We start from the raw sequence: 18,766 nt of genomic DNA on the forward strand, positions 1-18,766 counted from the left end.
CAGGGAGGTGCGCAGGATGCCAAGGCAGGACCCCCGCTCCGCCGACACACCGTTGCGGCGCCATCTCGACGGCACCGCGACGTCGCGTCCGACCGCTCTCGACGCCTTCCGCGAAGCCCGCAAAACCTTCCTCGCCGGCGACCGTGTGGACATGCAAGCGCTGGCCAAGGGTCTCGCCGTTGACCGCGCCACCCTGTATCGCTGGGTCGGCTCCCGCGACCAATTGCTCACCGAGATTCTCTGGTCACTGATCGAACCCACCCTCACCCGCTCGCGGAAGACCCACTGCCACTCCGGACCTCCCGCCGCGCCCGGTCAGTCCCCCGCCGCAGCCGTCATGAACGAGGCCATGCGCGCCGTCAACACGAATCCGGGCATGCAGCGCTTCATCGACCGCGAGGGCGAACTGGCCCTGCGCCTGCTGACAACCAAGGCGTCCGGTTTCGAGGCTCGACTGATCGAGCTGATCGCCGAGATCGTGCGCGAGGAGACCGCCGCCGGTCGCCTGCAGTCGTCGATTCCTTCCGAAGATCTGCCGTACGTACTGGTCCGCGTCATGGAGTCCTATACCTACCTCGGGCTCATCACCGGCCAGCAGCCCGACCATGATCGTTCCGCCAGGGTTGTCAACGCACTCCTACCCTGCGGGACGACCAGCGGTCCGGATGCGGAGTAGGCCACCGGAAGCTGCGTGACGACAGGTGTACACCTCTTCAGCGGAATCCCCGCTTCCCCGCGAACCCGACGTCCACATCAGGTTCACCGGACCTGCCGGCGTATTCGACTACGTAGCTTGTCGAACAGCAGTCCGAAACCTGTTGCGAAAGTGGCCCGAGAGTCACTGTCCGGAAGTATCGGCATTCGAAGTCGGCGATCAAAGCATTGAATATGACCGGCTGCCTTGTGAACGACTGTGGCTACTTCCCTGACTCACTCCTATCGCGCCTACTACGCCGCCCCGGTACCACGAGGAGCTGACCAGGCTGCCGCGGCATAGGGAGCCGCACTGACAGTTCACTCAGCGCGTCGCAGCTTCTACCGCTGTCGCGTGCGTCCTCGGCTAGTTGCCGTATTGCCTGGTTTCCGGCCGTTCGATCATGATCGCGTGAGCTGGTTCCTCGGCCACCGGTCGGTGTTCGACTCCGCGAGGAACCACGAAGATCTCGCCGGGACCAAGTGTTACCGCCGCATGGTCCTGCATTTCGATGCGGAAGGTGCCGTTCCAGCAGAGGAACAGCTCGTCTTCGTCGTGGTGATGCCAGGGGAATGCGCCGTGCAGGCGAGCGATGCGCACCACGGCGTCGTTGGCGGTGGCCAGGTCGCGCGGCTGCCAAGGACCGCTCAGGTCGTCGACGACATCGGTAATGGAGATCTTGCTCATGGGTTCATCGTCGCCGTGGCGAGGTCGGGACCCTAGAGCCAATCAGGCAGAATTGGTTTGCATATGGAGCCAATGGAACTTGCTGATCGGCTCGGTCGCTGGTCGACCGACCGAGGTCCGCTCTATGTCCTGCTGGCGGGGCGACTGCGGGCGTTGATCGATGACGGTGAGCTGCGGTCGGGCATGCGGCTGCCGCCCGAGCGCAAACTGGCGAAGGCTCTCGCGGTCGGGCGCAGTACGGTGGTAGCGGCATACGATCTGCTCGGCGCGGATGGTCGCGTGGTGCGCCGACAGGGCAGTGGCACCCGGGTCGCGGGACCCGAGACGGTCCCGGCTCGCGAGACCACCCATTCCCCGGCCTTTTTGCAACTGCTCGAGCCGAGCGCCGATGTCATCGCGCTCGCTTGTGCCGCTCCGGGGAAACCGCCGCCCGAGTTGGCCCAGGCATATCGGCACATCGCGCCCGAGCTCGCCGCGGTCGAGGGCGACATCGGTTACCACCCAACCGGACATCCGCTGTTGCGCAGGGCGATTGCCGACCGATATCGAGCGCGTGGCGTGCCGACCGATCCGGAGCAGATTCTCGTCACCGGCGGCGGACAACACGCGCTGTCGCTACTCGCCCGCGCGCTGCTCCGGCCCGGTGACCACGTCCTGGTCGAGTCACCGACGTACCCGGGCGCGCTCGAGGCGTTTCGCGAGGCCGCGACGGTACTGCGGACAGGCCCGGTCGGCTTGGGCACGGTAACCTCGGCGGCGCTCGCGTATGTCGTTGCGACATGCCACAACCCCACAGGGACGGTGCTTCCCGCGCCGGGACGGCGGGCCCTGGTCGAGTCGGCGAGAAGGGCCGCGGTGCCTTTGGTCGATGACGAGGTGCTGGCCGATCTCGGATTCCCTGGCACCGATCCGCCACCACCGCCGTTGGCCCACTATGACGAATCGGTGATATCCATCGGTTCGCTCAGCAAGGTCGTCTGGGGCGGGTTGCGTGTCGGTTGGGTGCGGGCACCGGTCCCGGTGATCGCCCGGTTGTCTCGGCTGCGTGCGGTGCACGATCTCGGCGGCAACATCCCAGCACAGTTGGCCGCCACCTGGCTGCTCCGCGATCTCGACCGATTGCGGGAACGAATCTCGCAGCAGCGCAGAGAAGGTCACGACCTGCTGGTGGCCGAACTGGCCGCGCGGCTACCGAAATGGGACATCCCCACGGTGTCCGGTGGCCAGACGCTGTGGATCCGACTGCCCCATGGGGATGGCGCCTCCTTCGCTCAGCGCGCACTGCGACACGGGGTCGCGATCTTGCCCGGCGCCGGGCTGGATGCCTCCGGCGGCAGCATCGACCGCATACGGATCAGTTTCGTCGCCGAACCCCACGACCTGCGCGAAGCCGCACGCCGATTAGCCGAGGCATGGCGGACCTACGAACCACCTGACCAGCCCGTCGCGGTGTCACCCCCGCTTGCTATTTGAACGGACTTCCGTTCCGGCTGCGCTGCACCGTCCGAGGGGCGCGAACGCGTGCCGACCCGCACGCACGGCGTAAGCGGCCGACCCGCACTCACTCGTTCCGCATACGTTGACCGGAGCGGTTTTCCGGCCGTGCGGTCGAGTGGGTAGGTCGCGGGCGGCGAACGTCGTGGTCCGACGGGCCGCCGCCCGGTTGCCGACGCGGACCCCGGCCGCGGCCCAGCCGACGACCTCGCGACGGGGTCGTCCGCGACTCGCCGATGTCCACCGCGTCCGCCGAAAAGGGAAGCAGGTCGCTCGGCCATCGCGCCGCAGGTGGGGCGGCCACCGTGGTCCTTGCCGGTCGAGGCATGAGGGTCGCGGCGAGTGTGGCGCCCGAGGCGAACAGGGCCGAGCAGATCCACATGGCCGCGCGGTAGCCCGCGCCGAACGCGACGCCGTCGGTGAGCGGCGTCCGGGAGATGCCGACCAGGCCGGGGATCGCGGCAATGGCGAGCAACTGGGCGATGCGGGCGATCGCGTTGTTGACCCCGGAGGCGATGCCCGCCTCCTCGGTCGGCACCGACGCGAACACGGATTCGGTCAACGGAGCCACGAACACCGCCATGCCCGCGCCGAGCAGGAGGACGCCGGGCAGCACCGCGGTGGCATACGAACCGTCCGCACCGATTCCGGCCAACGACATCGCTCCGGCGGCGGATAGCAGCAGGCCGATGGTCATCAGCAGGCGCGCACCGTGCCGCTGCGCCCACCGCCCGATCCGACCCGACGACAGCAGCATGATCGCGGTAATCGGGATCGTCGCGGTTCCGGCGACCAGAGGGGAATACCCCGCGACGATCTGCAATTGGAGCAGCAACAGGAACAGCACACACCCCAAGGCGGCATACACCGGTAACGTCACCAGATTGACCGCGGTGAATTGCCGCGACCGGAAGAGCGCGGGCGGCACCAGCGGGTTGCGGACGCGGGTCTGCACGATCACGAAGACGGCCACCAGCACCGCGCCAGCCGCCTGCATCTCCACCTGCCCCGCGATGAAGCCGTAGGTCAGCACCACCAAGCCCGTGACCACCACCGCCGTGCCGAGCAGATCCGGCCGCCGCGGCGCGTACGGATCTCGGGACTCCGGGACGCGACGCATCGACACGACGGCCACGGCCACGGCCAACGGGACATTGATCAGGAACACCGAGCGCCATCCGGCCAGTTCCACCAGCCAGCCGCCGACGATCGGCCCCACCGCACCCGCCACGCCCCCGAGACCGGACCACATGCCGATCGCCGCGCCTTGATCACGCGGATCCAGCGACGCCGCGATCAGCGCGAGACTGCCGGGCGTGATCAGCGCACCCGCGACCCCCTGCACCACCCGCGCCGCCACCAGCGTCGCGACGTCCGGCGCGACTCCGCACCACGCCGAGGACAGCGCGAAGACCACACTGCCCCAGACGAATACCGCGCGACGGCCGTACCTGTCACCCAACGCCCCGCCCACCAGGATCAGCGACGCCAAGGCGAGGGTGTAGCCGCTCACCACCCATTGGAGATCCACCATGTCGGCGTCGAGGTCCGCCCCGATCCGCGGCACGACGAGATTGACCACGGTGGTGTCGATGGAGACCAGCGCCGAACCGAGCACGGCTGCGGCCATGATCCACCGGCCCGTGCCGGACCGCAGCCGGGGACGTTCGGCGAACGTCGCCCCGGCCGCCGCGATGACGTCGCTCATCTGCCCGCGAGCACCACGGCGAAGCGCTCGGCGGGATCGGTCCAGGATCGCTGCGCCGGTAGCCCGGCAGCGGCCAGCTCGGCGTGGAAGTCCGCCAGCCGGAACTTCGCCGAGATCTCGGTGCGCATCTGCTCACCGGCGGCGAAGTCGAGCACCAGATCCAGGTCCGCGACGGTGACCGTCATGTCGGCGGTGGCCTCCAACCGCATCTCGATCCACCGGTTGCCGGGATCCCACACGGCGACGTGCGCGAACCGCGAGGGTTCGAAATTCGCGCCGAGCCGGTTGTTCACCACGTGCAGGATGTTCCGGTTGAACTCGGCGGTCACGCCCGCGGCGTCGTCGTAGGCGGGCACCATGACGGCCGGATCGGTCACCAGGCCCACGCCCAGCAGCAACTGTTCCCCCGGCTCGAGCACGTCGTGCAGGCGCCCGAAGAACTCGGCCCGCTCCGCCGGGACGAGGTTGCCCAGCGTGCCGCCGAGCAGCGCGACGATTCTCCGCCCACGGCGTGGCAGCCAGTCGAGCCCGTTGGTGAAATCACTGACCAGGCCGTGGACCTCGATCCGGGGGAACTCCGCGTTGATCCACCCGACCGCGTCTCGCAGAGCGGACTCGGAGACGTCCAAGGGCACATACGAGCGCAACGAGCCGTGTTCGCTGAACGAACGCAGCAGCAGACCGGTCTTCTCCGAGGATCCCGAACCGAGTTCGATCAGCTCCGTCGCGTCGGAGGCCCCGACCGCGATCTCCTGAGCGCAGGCGTGCAGCAGCGCGCGCTCGGTGCGGGTCGGATAGTACTCGGGCAGGTCGGTGATCGCCTCGAACAGCTTGCTGCCACGGGCGTCGTAGAACCACTTGGGCGGCAGCCATTTCCGCGGTCCGGACAGTCCGGTCATGACATCCGTGCGCAGTGCTTCGGCCAGATCCGCCTCGGTGATCCGGATGTCGATCGTCGCTTCCATCGGGATGGTTCCTTCCAATGCCAGTACCGGGGTCTCGCGTCCGGCTTCACGACGCCGGAGCGAGCGCGTACCTGTCGCGGGTCGATTCGGCCCAAGCGACGACGAGGGGGGACAGCAGCCCGGCGGCCAGCAGGACGAATCCCGTGATGTACCAGCCGACGACGCCGACATCGACGCACAACCAAGCGAGCAGCGCCGGGCCGATGGTGTCGGCCATTCGTAAGCCGATGCTGAAAACACCCAGGTACGCGCCGATTTCCCGCGGGGGGGCGAGCAGGTTCGACGCTTCGAAGCCGCCCGCCGTCTGCCACAGCTCCCCCACGCTCAGGATCGCGCCGCCCGCGACCAGGATGAGCACCGCGATCCATCCCCCGTGGCCGCGCGCGGACGCGAACAGGACGCAGGCGATCAGGAACGCCCAGCCGCAGCGCCGCAGCGCCGCGCCCGCCGCTGGGACGTCGAGGACGCGCCTGCTGGCGCGGACCTGGAACAACACGACGATGGCGATGTTGAGCATGTCGAGCGTGGCGATCGACCAGCGCGGCGCCGTGGTCGCGCCGATGATCCACAAGGGAATGGCGACCGACTGGACGCGGTATTGCAGCGACAGCACACCGTCGAGCGCCGTCAATGCCAGATACGGCCGGTCGCGTAATGCCGCCCACCGGCTGCGGCCGCCGGGCGACTCGGCATCGACGGGTCGCAGCGCGGGCAGTCGGCCGACCAGCAGCGCCGCCAGGGCGAGAAATATCGCTCCGACGACGATCGCCGCGCGATAGAGCAGGGCGGAGTCGAATTGCACCGCCAGCGCGGACATCCCGATGCCGACGGCGATGCCGACGTTGAGCACCGACCGCGTGTACGCCCGGAACTCGTTGGCCCGGTCGGTGCCGATCTTGGTGATGATCGCCGTGGTCAGCAATTGCACGCAGGCCTGCCCCGCGGCCGCCGCGGGAACGACGAGCAAATACATCGCGAATCCGTCGACCGCGAGAAATCCGAGCGTGGCGAGAGCGGCGACGATCAGACTGCGACGCAATACCAGCAGCGGATCATGCCGATCCGAGAGTTTGCCGACGAGTACTCCGCCGACAACGCAGGCGGCGCCGGCGATGCTGAGCCCCACACCGACGCGTATCGGCGAAATGCGCACGATCCTGGTGAAATACAGGACCACGGTGGACAAATAGATTCCGCTGGAGACAGCGGACGCCGCGGTGATCAGGGTCAGCATGCGCTGCGGACCCGGCGGCGGCAGAGCTACGGAGAGCCGAGACACGAGAGAAGTCCGAGCAGATCAGGCGACCGCCACCGCGACAGGTGAATCGAGCGCCGTGCACATCATTCGGAACCCGGCCACGGTGCGCCGCACCGATTCCAGTACTTCCGCGGTCGACTTTCCGCGGATGCGGAATGCCGCACCGATATCGGCGTAGCCGAACGTTTCGGTGATCACCGACCCCACCTGCGGAATCGAGCAGTGGTACGGGGCGTAGGCCTCCGGGACCGCCCAGTGCACGTCCACCACCCGGCACGGCGGCGTCACCGGCGGGTGGATGAGCAGTTCGGCGACCACCTCGCCGTCGGTGAGCGGCGCCGTGGCGGGCGTCCGGCCGAGCTGGATGTCGACCGCCGCGCCGAGCAGGTCGTACCGGTGCACCTCGCGCCACATGTGGGTGGTTTGCCCGCCGCACGCGCGCGCCGCGACCTCCAGAAACTGGACGCGGGGAGAATCGCCGTCGCCGCCGACGAAGAATTCGAGATGGAATACGGTCGGGACACCAGGGCTGAGTGCGCAAAGAACCGATTCGGCGAACTCGGTCAATGTACCGGTCAATGCGGGATCGTCGACCTCGACATAGCCCAGGCTTTCCGCGTCGTTGGCGAAATCGAGGCATGTTCCGAGATATTTCGAAGCGCGCCACGGCCCGAGTTGGGAACCCGTCCATACGCCGTCTATGGCGCCGACTTCGTCCGGGCAGAATTCTTGGACCAGAAATGGTTCGGACGCGAGGTCCGGCAATGCGGCGAGATCCGCTTCCGAATTCAGCTTGACCACATCGCGGCTGCCCGCGCCGAATCGCGGCTTGACGATGATCGGGAAACCGGACGCCGCGGCGAATTCGGCGACCGAGGACAGGTCGGGTGCGGCGCGGAATGCGGGAACGGAGACGTTCCGCGCGGCGACCGCCTGGGCCATCGTCAGCTTGTCGCGGAACCGGGTGACGTATTCCGCCCGGTCGCCGGGGATGTCGAACTCCGCGCGCAACTCCGCCGCCGCGAAGAGGTCGAACTCGTGCAGTGCGACAATGCGTTCCGGCGTGCCGAACCGTGCCGCGAGATCGCGCACGGCACCGTGCACCGGAGTCGCGCCGTCGAGAACCGTGACCGCCGCCGCCTGCTCGGGTATGCCGTCGGGCAAGCCGCTCGCGCAAACATAGGTGACAAGATTGCGAACGTGATCGATACGCTCGGTATACGGAACATCGACACCACGTACGCGGTGGATCACGGTCACGTGTGGTAGCACAGATTCCTCCGTTTGAAGTCGGCTCACTGAACTCAAATAAGGCGCCGGAGACGAAGACAGAGTTACGACTCCGCCAACGCCCGGCAGCGCGGCGGAGAAACATCTGGTCAGGAGAATGATTGCGCGTTCACGTAGCGCGTGATCTATGCCTCATACTGCTGAGTATGCACCTTCCCAACACTGGCAATTCTTCCCCGAAATGAGAAATGCCCGCATGTCTGACCACGTTGTACGCTGGCCTGTTAACCTCACCGGCGTCGCTGGCGGCGACAGCATGAAAACATCTGTTCAGCTGATTGCTGTGAGTTTTCTTTGAGATAGCTGTGCGCTGTCCAGATGGTCGGATACCAGTAATTTGGATCACAGCGCGCCGCCAGGCCGGACACCTCGCCCGCTGAGCCACCGAAGCCGCACGGTCAGGAGCGAGGCCGAGGATGCCGCCAGGAGCGGACGAAGACGAGTCGCATCGCCCCCCGGGGCCGGAGTCGACCGTCAGTGCCGACGACCGAGGAGGATGTCACGCTGATCGGCGACCACGGCGCGGATCGCGGCGACGACGGCGGCCACTTCCGGGCGGCGAAGGGTTTCGGTGCGCGCGACGAGCCAGTAGCCGAGGGTGACGGTCACCGAATCGGCCAGCACGCGAACGAGGTCCGCGTGGCGATCGGCCATGAAGCACGGCAGCAGGCCAAGGCCCGCGGAGGCGCGCGTGGCCTCGACGTGCACGAAAACATTGGTGGACGTAACCGATTCGCGCATCGCGGGTACGAAGCTGGAAGCCAAGTCGAGATCGTCGACTTGCAGCATGGAGTCGATGAAGTAGACCAGCGGATACCGGGACAGGTCATCGATCGTCGCGGGTGCGCCGTTCTCGTACAGGTATTCGCGGGAACCGTAGAGGCCGAGACAGTAGTCGGCCAGATGCGTGGCGGTGGCGCGGTGCACTTGCGGCTCGCCCACCACGATCTCGAGATCCAGCCCCGAACGCTGTTGCGAGGCGCGCCGGGTGATCGCCACGATTTCCACCGAGATCTTGGGGTGCCGCCGCTGCACCTCCGCCGCCGCGGGCGCGGCGATGTAAGCGCTGAAGCCGTCGGTCGCCGAGAGCCGGACCACCCCCTCCAGCACCCGGTTGCCGTCGGCGTCCGCGGCCAGCGACTTCACCGCCGACTCCACCGCCTCGGCCGCGGCCAGGGCTTCCCTGCCGAGATCGGTCAGCTCCCAGCCACCGGTCACCCGAGTGAGCACCCGGCCGCCGAGGGTGTGCTCCAGCGCGGCGATGCGCCGGGAGATGGTGGTGTGGTTGATGCCGAGTTCGTCGGCCGCCGTCACGAATCGGCCGGAGCGCCCGACGGCCAGGAGGACGAGGAGGTCGTCCGCGCTGGGACGACCAGGAGTGGCCGGGCGCATATCTGCATCTTTGCAGAGACGCACTGCACAAATGGTCATTGCGGCGTAATTCCTCTGCACCAATACTCGGTGCAGCCAAAGCATTGTGGGGGCCGTCACATCGGGAACGAAGTGTGGCCCCGGGCACGAAGGAGAAGTGCGATGAGGGAGCACAACGCCGTAGCGGCGGATTCGGGCGGCACGACCAGCGGCCTGCGCCGCGTGGTGGCCGCGTCGATGGCGGGCACGGTGGTGGAGTGGTACGAGTTCTTCCTGTACGGCACCGCCGCCACGCTGGTGTTCAGCAAGGTGTTCTTCGCCAAGGGCACCAGCGACCTGGACGCCATCCTCGCCGCGTTCATCACCTACGCGGTCGGTTTCGCGGCGCGGCCGCTGGGCGGCGTGGTGTTCGGGCACTTCGGCGACAAGTACGGCCGCAAGAAGCTGCTGCAATTCAGCCTGGTGCTGGTGGGCAGCGCGACGTTCCTGATGGGCTGCCTGCCGACCTTCGGGCAGATCGGCTACTGGGCGCCCGCGCTGCTGGTGGCCCTGCGCTTCATCCAGGGCTTCGCGGTCGGCGGAGAGTGGGGTGGCGCGGTGCTGCTGGTCGCCGAGCACAGCCCGAGCCGCAGCCGCGGATTCTGGGCGAGCTGGCCACAGGCAGGCGTACCCGCGGGCAACCTGCTGGCGACGGTGGTGCTGCTGGTGCTCACCTCCACGCTGTCGGACGAGGCGTTCCTCGGCTGGGGATGGCGGGTCGCGTTCTGGTTGTCGGCGGTCGTGGTGCTGATCGGCTACTACATCCGCACCAAGATCACCGACGCGCCCATTTTCGTCGCGGCGCAGCGGGAAGCCGAGCAGATCAAGGCGACTTCGCTGAGCGTGGTGGAGGTGCTGCGCCGCTACCCGCGCGGCGTGTTCACCGCGATGGGGCTGCGTTTCGGCGAGAACGTCATGTACTACCTGGTGGTCACGTTCACCATCACCTATCTGAAGACGCAGGTGCACGCCGACACCCAAGTGATCCTGTGGTGGCTGCTGGCCGCGCACGCGGTGCACTTCGTGGCGATCCCGCTGGTGGGCAACCTGTCCGACCGCATCGGCAGGCGGCCGGTCTACCTGATCGGCGCGCTCACCGCGGGCACCTGGGGCTTCTTCGCCTTCCCGATGATGGACAGCGGCCACAACGTGGTCATCATGTCCGCCATCGTCATCGGCTTGATCTTCCACGCCTTCATGTACGCCGGGCAGCCCGCGATCATGGCCGAGATGTTCCCCACCCGGATGCGCTATTCCGGTGTGTCCCTCGGCTACCAGGTGACCTCGATCGTGGCCGGTTCGCTGGCGCCGATCATCGCCGTCCGGCTGCTGAACACCTACCACTCCGCGGTGCCGATCGCCTGGTACCTGGCGGGCGCGGCGGCGGTGAGCGCGATCGCCGTGCTCGTCGCACGAGAGACGAAGGGACTGACCTTGGAGAGCATCGATCACGCCGACGCCGAGACCCTCGGCGCGCGCACCGAAGTGACCGTGCGATGAGCGATCTGGCGGGGCGCAGCGCCCTGGTCACCGGCGGCGCGAGCGGCATCGGCGCTGCGTGCGCCCGCGCGCTCGCGGCGCGGGGGGCCACGGTCACGGTGGCCGACGTCGACGGCGTCGGCGCGAAGACCGTGGCCAGGGAGCTGGGCGGCAAGTCGTGGGCGGTGGATTTGCTCGACGTCGCGGCGCTGGAGGAGCTGCAACTCGACGTCGACATCCTGATCAACAACGCCGGGGTGCAGCACGTCAGCCCGATCCAGGACTTCGCGCCGCAGCGCTTCCGCGACCTGCTCACGCTGATGGTCGAGGCGCCGTTCCTGCTGGTGCGCGCGGCGCTGCCGCACATGTACCGGCAGGGCTGGGGACGGATCGTCAACATCTCCTCGGTCCACGGCCTGCGCGCCTCCGAATACAAGGTCGCGTACGTGACGGCCAAGCACGGCCTGGAGGGGCTGTCCAAGGTCACCGCGCTGGAGGGCGGCCCGCACGGCGTCACCAGCAATTGCGTGAACCCGGGCTACGTGCGGACGTCGCTGGTGGACAAGCAGATCGCGGACCAGGCCAAGGCGCACGGCGTGCCCGAGCAGGAGGTGGTGGAGAAGATCCTGCTCACCGAGAGCGCGATCAAACGGCTCGTCGAGCCGGAGGAGGTCGCGTCGCTGGTGGCCTGGCTGGTGTCGCCGGAGGCGGGCATGGTCACCGGCGCGGCCTACACGATGGATGGCGGGTGGAGCGCGCGATGAGGGCGCGCTCACCCGAGCGCGGTCAGCGCCATCCCGCGCAGCACCGGCCGGGCGCGTGCCGCGGTCGCCTCGCTCGCGCTGTGCGGGGTGGAGTTGATCAGGCCGAAGGCGGCGTGGGCCTGCACCCGCGCCGCCTCCTCGGGTAGTTCGGGATGCAGCTCGCGCAACACGCTCACCCAGATCTCCACGTACTGGCGCTGGGTGCGGCGGATCTCGCGGCGGGCCGGGGCGGGCACGTTGTCCAGGTCGCGGTCCTGGATGCGGATGAGCTCCGGCTCGCCGAGCGCGAAGTCCAAGTGGTGATCGACCAGCCCGGCGAGCGCCTCCTCAGGGGAGTTCGTGCCCGCGACCACCTTCTTGCCGCCGTCGAGCAGGCGCTGACTCACCCCGACCAGCAGCTCGATCAGCAGCGCTTCCTTGTTCGGGAAGTGCCGGTAGACCGCGGGGCCGCTGATGCCGACGGCGGCGCCCAGGTCGTCCAGGCGCATGCCGAGGAAGCCGCGATCGGCGATCAACCGCGCTCCCGCTTCCAGCAGTTGCGCCCTGCGCTGCGCCTTCAATTGCTCACGACGCGTCGGCGCGACGGATTCGGCACTGGTCACACGCGGTCCTTTCGGCCGATCTGGACAACTCGGTTAATCAAGACTAACCTGAATTTCAGTTATCGTCGACTAACTGGACGACAGGATTACGTAATGACCGTTACCGAAGAGGTCGTCGGGAACCGCGCCGCGCACGCGGCGTTGGTCGACGATCTGCGCGCCCGGCTGGCCGCCGCCGCGCTGGGCGGGCCCCCGAAGGCGCGCGCTCGCCACGTCGCGCGGGGCAAACTGCTGCCCAGGCAGCGCGTGGACCAGCTGCTGGACCCGGGGAGCCCGTTCCTCGAGCTGTCCCCGCTGGCCGCGACCGGAATGTACGGCGACGACTCCCCCGGCGCCGGGATCATCACCGGGATCGGCCGGGTGTCCGGCCGGGAATGCGTGATCGTGGCCAACGACGCGACGGTCAAGGGCGGCACCTACTACCCCATGACGGTGAAGAAGCACCTGCGCGCGCAGGAGATCGCGTTGCAGAACCAGCTGCCGTGCGTCTACTTGGTCGACTCCGGTGGCGCGTACCTGCCGCACCAGGACGAGGTGTTCCCCGACCGGGAGCATTTCGGGCGCATCTTCTACAACCAGGCGACCATGAGCGCCAAAGGGATTCCCCAGATCGCCGCGGTGCTCGGCTCCTGCACCGCGGGCGGCGCCTACGTGCCCGCGATGAGCGACGAGGCCGTGATCGTGCACAACCAGGGCACCATCTTCCTCGGCGGCCCGCCGCTGGTGAAGGCCGCGACCGGTGAGGTGGTCACGGCCGAGGAACTCGGCGGCGGCGAGCTGCACTCGCGCACCTCCGGCGTCACCGACCACTTGGCCGAGGACGATCAGGACGCGCTGCGCATCGTGCGCCGCATCGTGGCCACGCTCGGCCCGCGCACGCCGGTCCCGTGGGACGTGCGGCCCGTCATCGCGCCCGCCGCGCCGGAATCCGAGCTCTACGACGTGGTGCCGACCGACCTGCGCACTCCCTACGACGTGCGCGAGGTGATCCATCGCCTGGTCGACGGGACCGTCGAGGGCGAGAGCGGGTTCCACGAGTTCAAGGCCGAATACGGCAAGACCTTGGTCACCGGGTTCGCGCACATCCACGGACATCCGGTGGGCATCGTCGCCAACAACGGCGTGCTGTTCAGCGAATCCGCCATGAAGGGCGCGCATTTCATCGAGCTGTGCGACAAGCGCAGTATCCCGCTGCTGTTCCTGCAGAACATCACCGGCTTCATGGTCGGCCGCGACTACGAGGCGGGCGGCATCGCCAAGCACGGCGCGAAGATGGTCACCGCGGTGGCCTGCGCCCGCGTGCCGAAGCTCACCGTCGTCATCGGCGGCTCCTACGGCGCGGGCAACTACTCGATGTGCGGGCGCGCGTATTCGCCGCGGTTCCTGTGGATGTGGCCGAACGCCCGGATCTCGGTGATGGGTGGCGAGCAGGCGGCGTCGGTGCTGGCGACGGTGCGCGGCGACCAGCTCGACAGCAGCGGGCAGCCCTGGTCGGCCGCGGACGAGGAGGCGTTCAAGGCCCCGATCCGGGACCAGTACGAGAGCCAGGGCAACCCCTATTACTCGACGGCCAGGTTGTGGGACGACGGCGTGATCGATCCCGCCGACACCAGAACCGTGCTCGGGCTGGCGCTGTCGGTGTGCGCGCAGGCCCCGCTCGAACCCGTCTCCTACGGCGTTTTCCGGATGTGATGACGATGCTGAACAGATCCGTTCCCGTCGGATTCGACACCGTGCTGGTCGCCAACCGCGGCGAGATCGCGGTGCGGGTGATCCGCACTCTGCGCGCCTTGGGGATTCGCTCGGTGGCCGTCTACAGCGACGCCGACGCCGACGCCCGTCACGTCCACGAAGCCGACACGGCGGTGCGTCTCGGCCCGGCCCCCGCCCGGGAGAGCTACCTCGCCATCGACCGGGTGGTGGCCGCCGCCGTGCGCACCGGCGCGCAAGCGGTCCACCCCGGCTACGGGTTCCTCTCGGAGAACGCCGCTTTCGCCGCCGCGCTGGCGGAGGCGGACATCGTCTTCCTCGGCCCGCCGGCCCGCGCCATCGAGGTGATGGGCGACAAGATCACCGCGAAGAACACCGTGGCCGCGTTCGGCGTCCCCGTGGTGCCCGGCATCGCCACCCCCGGCCTGACCGATGACGAGCTGATCGCCGCGGCCGCCGAAGTGGGCTATCCGGTGCTGGTCAAGCCGTCCGCGGGCGGTGGAGGCAAGGGCATGCGCCGGGTGGACGATCCGGCCCGCCTGCCGGAGGCGCTGCGCAGCGCCCGGCGCGAGGCCGCCGCCGCGTTCGGCGACGACACGCTGTTCCTGGAACGGTTCGTCACCCGGCCGCGGCACATCGAGGTGCAGATTCTCGCCGACCAGTTCGGCAACGTGCTGCACCTGGGCGAGCGCGAATGCAGCTTGCAGCGCCGCCACCAGAAGGTGATCGAGGAGGCTCCCTCGCCGCTGCTGGACGCGGCCACCAGGGCCAGGATCGGCGCGGCGGCCTGCAACACCGCGCGCAGCGTGGACTACGTGGGCGCGGGCACCGTGGAGTTCATCGTCTCCGCCGACCAGCCGGACGAGTTCTTCTTCATGGAGATGAACACCCGCCTGCAGGTAGAGCATCCGGTCACCGAGCTGGTCACCGGCGTCGACTTGGTGGAATGCCAGGTCCGGGTGGCGGCCGGGCAGAAGCTTGCGGTGGCGCAGGACGACATCCGCATGGTCGGGCACGCGATCGAGGCCAGGGTGTACGCCGAGGATCCGGGGCGCGGGTTCCTGCCCACCGGCGGCACGGTGCTCGACCTCGACGAGCCGGAAGGTCCCGGTGTCCGGGTCGACTCGGGCCTGCGGATCGGCACGCGCGTCGGCAGCGACTACGACCCGATGCTGTCGAAGGTCATCGCGCACGCCGGTGATCGCGCCGCCGCGCTCGCGAAACTGGATCGGGCGCTGGCCGATACCGTGCTGCTCGGCGTGACCAGCAATATCGAATTCCTGCGCTTCCTGCTCGCCGACCCGGACGTGGCCGAAGGACGGCTGGACACCGCCCTGCTGGACCGGCGGGTCGCCGACTTCCGGCCCGCCGCCGTCGGCGACGACGAGTTCGTCGCCGCGGCGGCCTGGCACTGGGTGCGCCGCTGGCCCGCCGCGCCGCGCGACCCCTGGGAGGTGCCCTCCGGCTGGCGGCTCGGGGCCGACGCGCCGACGCCGATCCGGCTCGCGGGCGGCGAGCGGGTCGAGCACGTCTATCTGTCCGGCACGCCGGACGACGGCATGGTGCGGGTCGACGAGGGCGAAAGCCGCTCGCTGACCGCCGTATTCACCGCCTCCGGCGATCGATGCGCGGGCGAACTCGCCCTCACCCTGGACGGCCTGCGCCGCACCTACCGGGTCGCCGAGCAGGACGGCTTGTCGTGGGTGGCCGGACCGTCCGGCATCGCGGTACTGCGCGAAGTGGCCGAGGTCAACGTGCGCGGCGGCGACGAGCACGTGGGCGACGCCGAGATCCGCTCCCCCATGCCCGGCTCCGTGATCGCGGTGCCGGTCGCCTCCGGCGCCGCCGTCGCCGCGGGCGATCCGGTGGTCATCGTGGAGGCGATGAAGATGGAGCACTCGCTCACCGCGCCGGTCGCCGGAACCGTCGAACTACTGGTCGAACCCGGCGCGCAGGTGCGCCTGGACCAAGTGCTGGCGCGCGTCGTCGCACAGGCCGCAACGAATCCCATTGAACGAGAAGGAATCCCCGCATGACCGACTTCCTGTCCACCGGCACGCTGCCGGAGGAGTACCGCGATCTCGCGCTGACCGTGCGCGACTTCGCGCGGTCGGTGGTCGCTCCGGTGGCGGCCGAGCACGACGCGAACCACACCTTCCCGTACGAAGTGGTCGCGGGGATGGCCGAGATGGGCCTGTTCGGCCTGCCGTTCCCGGAGGAGTACGGCGGCATGGGCGGCGACTACTTCGCGCTGTGCCTGGCGCTCGAGGAACTGGGCAAGGTCGACCAGAGCGTGGCGATCACGCTGGAGGCGGGCGTCTCGCTCGGCGCGATGCCGATCTACCGCTTCGGCAACGACAAGCAGAAGCAGGAATGGCTGCCGCAGCTGACCAGCGGCCGCAACCTCGCCGCGTTCGGGCTCACCGAACCGGGCGCGGGCAGCGACGCGGGCGGCACCAGGACCACCGCGGTCATCGACGGCGGCGAATGGATCATCAACGGCAGCAAGCAGTTCATCACCAATTCCGGCACCGACATCACCAAGCTCGTCACGGTGACCGCGGTGACCGGGAACACCGGCGGCAAGAAGGAGATCTCGACGATCCTGGTGCCGACCGACACGCCCGGTTTCGTCGCCGAGCCCGCGTACAACAAGGTCGGCTGGAACGCCTCCGACACCCATCCGCTCAGTTTCACCGACGTCCGCGTCCCCGAGGAGAATCTGCTCGGCGAGCGCGGGCGCGGTTACGCGAACTTCCTGCGCATCCTCGACGAGGGCCGCATCGCCATCGCCGCGCTTGCGGTCGGCGCCGCGCAGGGCTGTGTGGACGAGAGCGTGCGCTACGCCAAGGAGCGCGAGGCGTTCGGCCAGGCGATCGGGCGCAATCAGGCCATCGCGTTCAAGATCGCCAGGATGGAGACGCGGGCGCACGCCGCGCGCACGGCCTACTACGACGCGGCGGCGCTGATGCTGGCGGGCAAGCCGTTCAAGAAGCAGGCGTCCATCGCCAAGCTGGTGGCCAGCGAGGCCGCCATGGACAACGCTCGCGACGCGACGCAGATCTTCGGCGGCTACGGCTTCATGAACGAATACGCCGTCGCCCGGCACTATCGCGACAGCAAGATCCTGGAAATCGGCGAGGGGACGACGGAGGTGCAGCTGATGCTGATCGGACGGGAGCTGGGCCTGTGACCCGGCGGACGATCGTGCAGCGCGGCCTGTGGTTCGAGGAGTTCGACACCGAGGTGGTCTACGAGCACCGCCCCGGCCGCACCATCACCGAGGCGGACAACGTCCTGTTCACCACGCTCACCATGAACACCCAGGCGCTGCACCTGGACGCGGCGTTCAGCGATCGATTGCCTCCGTTCAATCAGCGGTTGGTGAACTCGATGTTCACCCTGTCCACGTTGATCGGACTGTCGGTGGCGCAGCTGACCCAGGGCACCATCGTGGCCAACCTCGGCTTCTCGGAGGTCGCTTTCCCCAAGCCGCTGTTCCATGGCGACACCATGTACGCCGAAACCGTGGTCACCGACAAGCGCGAATCGAAGAGCCGTCCGGGCGAGGGCATCGTGACCTTCGCGCACACGGCGCGCAATCAGCACGGCGAGGTCGTGGCAACGGCGGTGCGCAAGACGCTGGTGCGCAAGGCTCCGGAGGGCGCGGCATGAGGGGCCCGGTCCGGGTGAGACAACCCGAGGTCACCACGAACAGCGATGCGGATGCCCACAACCGACACAGCATGAGCGGCCCGGCCCTGAGGCAGCACAGTGGCACTGCTACACCAGGCTCCGTGGGTATCCACAACCGACACAGCATGAGCGGTTCGGCCCGGAGTCGGCAGGGTCGCGCTCATGCCGGAGGCGATGCCGCATGAATTGGCAGATGGCAGGTCCGGCCTGGTTGTTCTGCCCGGCCGATCGTCCCGAGCGCTTCGCGAAGGCGGCGGCTGCGGCCGACGTCGTGATTCTCGACCTCGAGGACGGCGTTGCCGCGCACGACAAAGCGGCGGCGCGCAAGGCGCTGCTGGATACACCGCTCGATCCGGCGACCACGGTGGTGCGCGTCAACGCGGCGGGTACCGAGGACCACGCGCTCGATCTGGCGGCGCTCGCCGACACCGCCTACCGCAGGCTCATGCTGCCGAAATGCGAATCCGCCGAAGACATCACAGCCCTGCCGGACTACGAGGTGATCGCGCTGATCGAGTCGCCGCTCGGCGCGCTGACGGTCGGCGAGGCGATGACGGCGGCCAACGCGATCGGCGTCATGTGGGGCGCGGAGGACCTGGTGGCCGGGCTCGGCGGCACCGCGAGCAGGCACGCCGACGGCAGCTACCGCGACGTGGCGCGACACGTCCGCTCCCGCGCGCTGCTGGCCGCCAAGGCGTACGGCAAGTTCGCGCTGGACTCGGTGTATCTGGACATCCGCGATCTGGACGGCCTGCGAGCAGAGGCCGAGGACGCGGTCGCGGTCGGATTCGACGCCAAGGTCGCGATCCACCCCAGCCAGGTGCCGGTGCTGCGGGCCGCCTACGCGCCGTCCGAGGAGCAGATCGATTGGGCCCGCCGAGTGCTGGCCGAAGCGCCGAACCACCGCGGCGTCTTCGCCTTCGAGGGCAGGATGGTCGATGGCCCCGTGTTCCGGCACGCCGAGCAGATCGTGCGGCGCGCCGACCGCGCCTGAACGCAGAGTTTCCCC

The 18,766-nt window shown here is 68.6% G+C and carries 16 protein-coding genes; 9 read left to right on the top strand and 7 right to left on the bottom strand.

Annotated elements, in window-relative coordinates; genetic code table 11:
* Positions 1-16 precede the first annotated feature (16 nt).
* Positions 17-676, top strand: a complete 660-nt coding sequence (locus tag ACIA5H_RS05020) for a QsdR family transcriptional regulator (protein WP_397074026.1) — start codon at positions 17-19, stop codon at positions 674-676.
* 384 nt (positions 677-1,060) lie between these two features.
* Here ACIA5H_RS05020 and ACIA5H_RS05025 read toward each other — a convergent pair whose 3' ends face one another.
* Positions 1,061-1,381, bottom strand: coding sequence for a cupin domain-containing protein (locus ACIA5H_RS05025; RefSeq protein WP_397074028.1), 321 nt, complete (start codon positions 1,379-1,381; stop codon positions 1,061-1,063).
* Between the two features lie 72 nt (positions 1,382-1,453).
* On the opposite strand from ACIA5H_RS05025, the gene ACIA5H_RS05030 reads away from it, so the two are divergent.
* Complete coding sequence (locus ACIA5H_RS05030; RefSeq protein WP_397074030.1) at positions 1,454-2,854, top strand: PLP-dependent aminotransferase family protein; 1,401 nt, start codon at positions 1,454-1,456, stop codon at positions 2,852-2,854.
* A gap of 88 nt (positions 2,855-2,942) precedes the next feature.
* Here the strand turns inward: ACIA5H_RS05030 and ACIA5H_RS05035 are convergent, their stop codons facing one another.
* The 5 genes from ACIA5H_RS05035 to ACIA5H_RS05055 all read right to left on the bottom strand — a co-directional run bounded on the left by ACIA5H_RS05035 (position 2,943) and on the right by ACIA5H_RS05055 (position 9,488).
* Positions 2,943-4,583 (bottom strand): MFS transporter, encoded by a 1,641-nt coding sequence (locus tag ACIA5H_RS05035; RefSeq protein ID WP_397074032.1) that lies wholly within the window; start codon positions 4,581-4,583, stop codon positions 2,943-2,945.
* Positions 4,580-5,554: an L-histidine N(alpha)-methyltransferase gene (gene egtD, locus ACIA5H_RS05040; protein WP_397074496.1), complete on the bottom strand. Its 975-nt coding sequence runs from the start codon at positions 5,552-5,554 to the stop codon at positions 4,580-4,582. The genes ACIA5H_RS05035 and egtD overlap by 4 nt, the downstream gene beginning before the upstream one ends.
* Positions 5,555-5,594: 40 nt before the next feature.
* A complete protein-coding gene (locus ACIA5H_RS05045) occupies positions 5,595-6,827 on the bottom strand; it encodes an MFS transporter (protein ID WP_397074034.1) in 1,233 nt (410 codons plus the stop codon).
* Between the two features lie 18 nt (positions 6,828-6,845).
* The gene (locus ACIA5H_RS05050; RefSeq protein ID WP_397074036.1) at positions 6,846-8,066 is read right to left on the bottom strand and encodes an acetyl-CoA carboxylase biotin carboxylase subunit family protein; all 1,221 of its coding nucleotides are present in this window, start codon (positions 8,064-8,066) and stop codon (positions 6,846-6,848) included.
* Positions 8,067-8,570: 504 nt separating this feature from the next.
* On the bottom strand, positions 8,571-9,488 hold the full coding sequence (locus ACIA5H_RS05055) for a LysR family transcriptional regulator (protein ID WP_364424902.1): 918 nt from the start codon (positions 9,486-9,488) through the stop codon (positions 8,571-8,573).
* Positions 9,489-9,629: 141 nt separating this feature from the next.
* On the opposite strand from ACIA5H_RS05055, the gene ACIA5H_RS05060 reads away from it, so the two are divergent.
* The gene (locus tag ACIA5H_RS05060) at positions 9,630-11,006 is read left to right on the top strand and encodes an MFS transporter (protein WP_355074803.1); all 1,377 of its coding nucleotides are present in this window, start codon (positions 9,630-9,632) and stop codon (positions 11,004-11,006) included.
* Entirely contained in the window at positions 11,003-11,749 is a 747-nt protein-coding gene (locus tag ACIA5H_RS05065) for a 3-hydroxybutyrate dehydrogenase (protein WP_379250605.1), read from the top strand. The genes ACIA5H_RS05060 and ACIA5H_RS05065 overlap by 4 nt, the downstream gene beginning before the upstream one ends.
* A gap of 8 nt (positions 11,750-11,757) precedes the next feature.
* Here the strand turns inward: ACIA5H_RS05065 and ACIA5H_RS05070 are convergent, their stop codons facing one another.
* Entirely contained in the window at positions 11,758-12,351 is a 594-nt protein-coding gene (locus tag ACIA5H_RS05070) for a TetR/AcrR family transcriptional regulator (RefSeq protein ID WP_379250603.1), read from the bottom strand.
* A gap of 93 nt (positions 12,352-12,444) precedes the next feature.
* Between ACIA5H_RS05070 and ACIA5H_RS05075 the strand changes: the two genes are divergently transcribed.
* From ACIA5H_RS05075 to ACIA5H_RS05095, 5 genes are all read left to right on the top strand, one after another.
* The gene (locus ACIA5H_RS05075; protein WP_397074040.1) at positions 12,445-14,043 is read left to right on the top strand and encodes a carboxyl transferase domain-containing protein; all 1,599 of its coding nucleotides are present in this window, start codon (positions 12,445-12,447) and stop codon (positions 14,041-14,043) included.
* A 5-nt stretch (positions 14,044-14,048) separates the two neighbouring features.
* Positions 14,049-16,097: a biotin carboxylase N-terminal domain-containing protein gene (locus ACIA5H_RS05080; protein ID WP_397074042.1), complete on the top strand. Its 2,049-nt coding sequence runs from the start codon at positions 14,049-14,051 to the stop codon at positions 16,095-16,097.
* Positions 16,094-17,254, top strand: coding sequence for an acyl-CoA dehydrogenase family protein (locus ACIA5H_RS05085; protein ID WP_379250599.1), 1,161 nt, complete (start codon positions 16,094-16,096; stop codon positions 17,252-17,254). The genes ACIA5H_RS05080 and ACIA5H_RS05085 overlap by 4 nt, the downstream gene beginning before the upstream one ends.
* On the top strand, positions 17,251-17,736 hold the full coding sequence (locus ACIA5H_RS05090; RefSeq protein WP_379250597.1) for a MaoC family dehydratase: 486 nt from the start codon (positions 17,251-17,253) through the stop codon (positions 17,734-17,736). Before ACIA5H_RS05085 ends, ACIA5H_RS05090 begins: the two co-directional genes overlap by 4 nt.
* A 202-nt stretch (positions 17,737-17,938) precedes the next feature.
* The gene (locus tag ACIA5H_RS05095) at positions 17,939-18,751 is read left to right on the top strand and encodes an HpcH/HpaI aldolase/citrate lyase family protein (RefSeq protein ID WP_397074045.1); all 813 of its coding nucleotides are present in this window, start codon (positions 17,939-17,941) and stop codon (positions 18,749-18,751) included.
* The last annotated feature ends 15 nt before the right edge of the window (positions 18,752-18,766 follow it).

The organism is Nocardia sp. NPDC051900 (assembly GCF_044452545.1).
GTDB lineage: Bacteria > Actinomycetota > Actinomycetes > Mycobacteriales > Mycobacteriaceae > Nocardia > Nocardia sichangensis.

What these genes read in the sequence shown, in the direction of transcription:
- ACIA5H_RS05020 (WP_397074026.1), top strand. Translation starts at nt 17, where the DNA reads ATGCCAAGGCAGGACCCCCGCTCCGCCGACACACCGTTGCGGCGCCAT.
- ACIA5H_RS05025 (WP_397074028.1), bottom strand. Translation starts at nt 1,381, where the DNA reads ATGAGCAAGATCTCCATTACCGATGTCGTCGACGACCTGAGCGGTCCT.
- ACIA5H_RS05030 (WP_397074030.1), top strand. Translation starts at nt 1,454, where the DNA reads ATGGAACTTGCTGATCGGCTCGGTCGCTGGTCGACCGACCGAGGTCCG.
- ACIA5H_RS05035 (WP_397074032.1), bottom strand. Translation starts at nt 4,583, where the DNA reads ATGAGCGACGTCATCGCGGCGGCCGGGGCGACGTTCGCCGAACGTCCC.
- ACIA5H_RS05055 (WP_364424902.1), bottom strand. Translation starts at nt 9,488, where the DNA reads ATGCGCCCGGCCACTCCTGGTCGTCCCAGCGCGGACGACCTCCTCGTC.
- ACIA5H_RS05060 (WP_355074803.1), top strand. Translation starts at nt 9,630, where the DNA reads ATGAGGGAGCACAACGCCGTAGCGGCGGATTCGGGCGGCACGACCAGC.
- ACIA5H_RS05065 (WP_379250605.1), top strand. Translation starts at nt 11,003, where the DNA reads ATGAGCGATCTGGCGGGGCGCAGCGCCCTGGTCACCGGCGGCGCGAGC.
- ACIA5H_RS05075 (WP_397074040.1), top strand. Translation starts at nt 12,445, where the DNA reads ATGACCGTTACCGAAGAGGTCGTCGGGAACCGCGCCGCGCACGCGGCG.
- ACIA5H_RS05080 (WP_397074042.1), top strand. Translation starts at nt 14,049, where the DNA reads ATGCTGAACAGATCCGTTCCCGTCGGATTCGACACCGTGCTGGTCGCC.
- ACIA5H_RS05085 (WP_379250599.1), top strand. Translation starts at nt 16,094, where the DNA reads ATGACCGACTTCCTGTCCACCGGCACGCTGCCGGAGGAGTACCGCGAT.
- ACIA5H_RS05095 (WP_397074045.1), top strand. Translation starts at nt 17,939, where the DNA reads ATGAATTGGCAGATGGCAGGTCCGGCCTGGTTGTTCTGCCCGGCCGAT.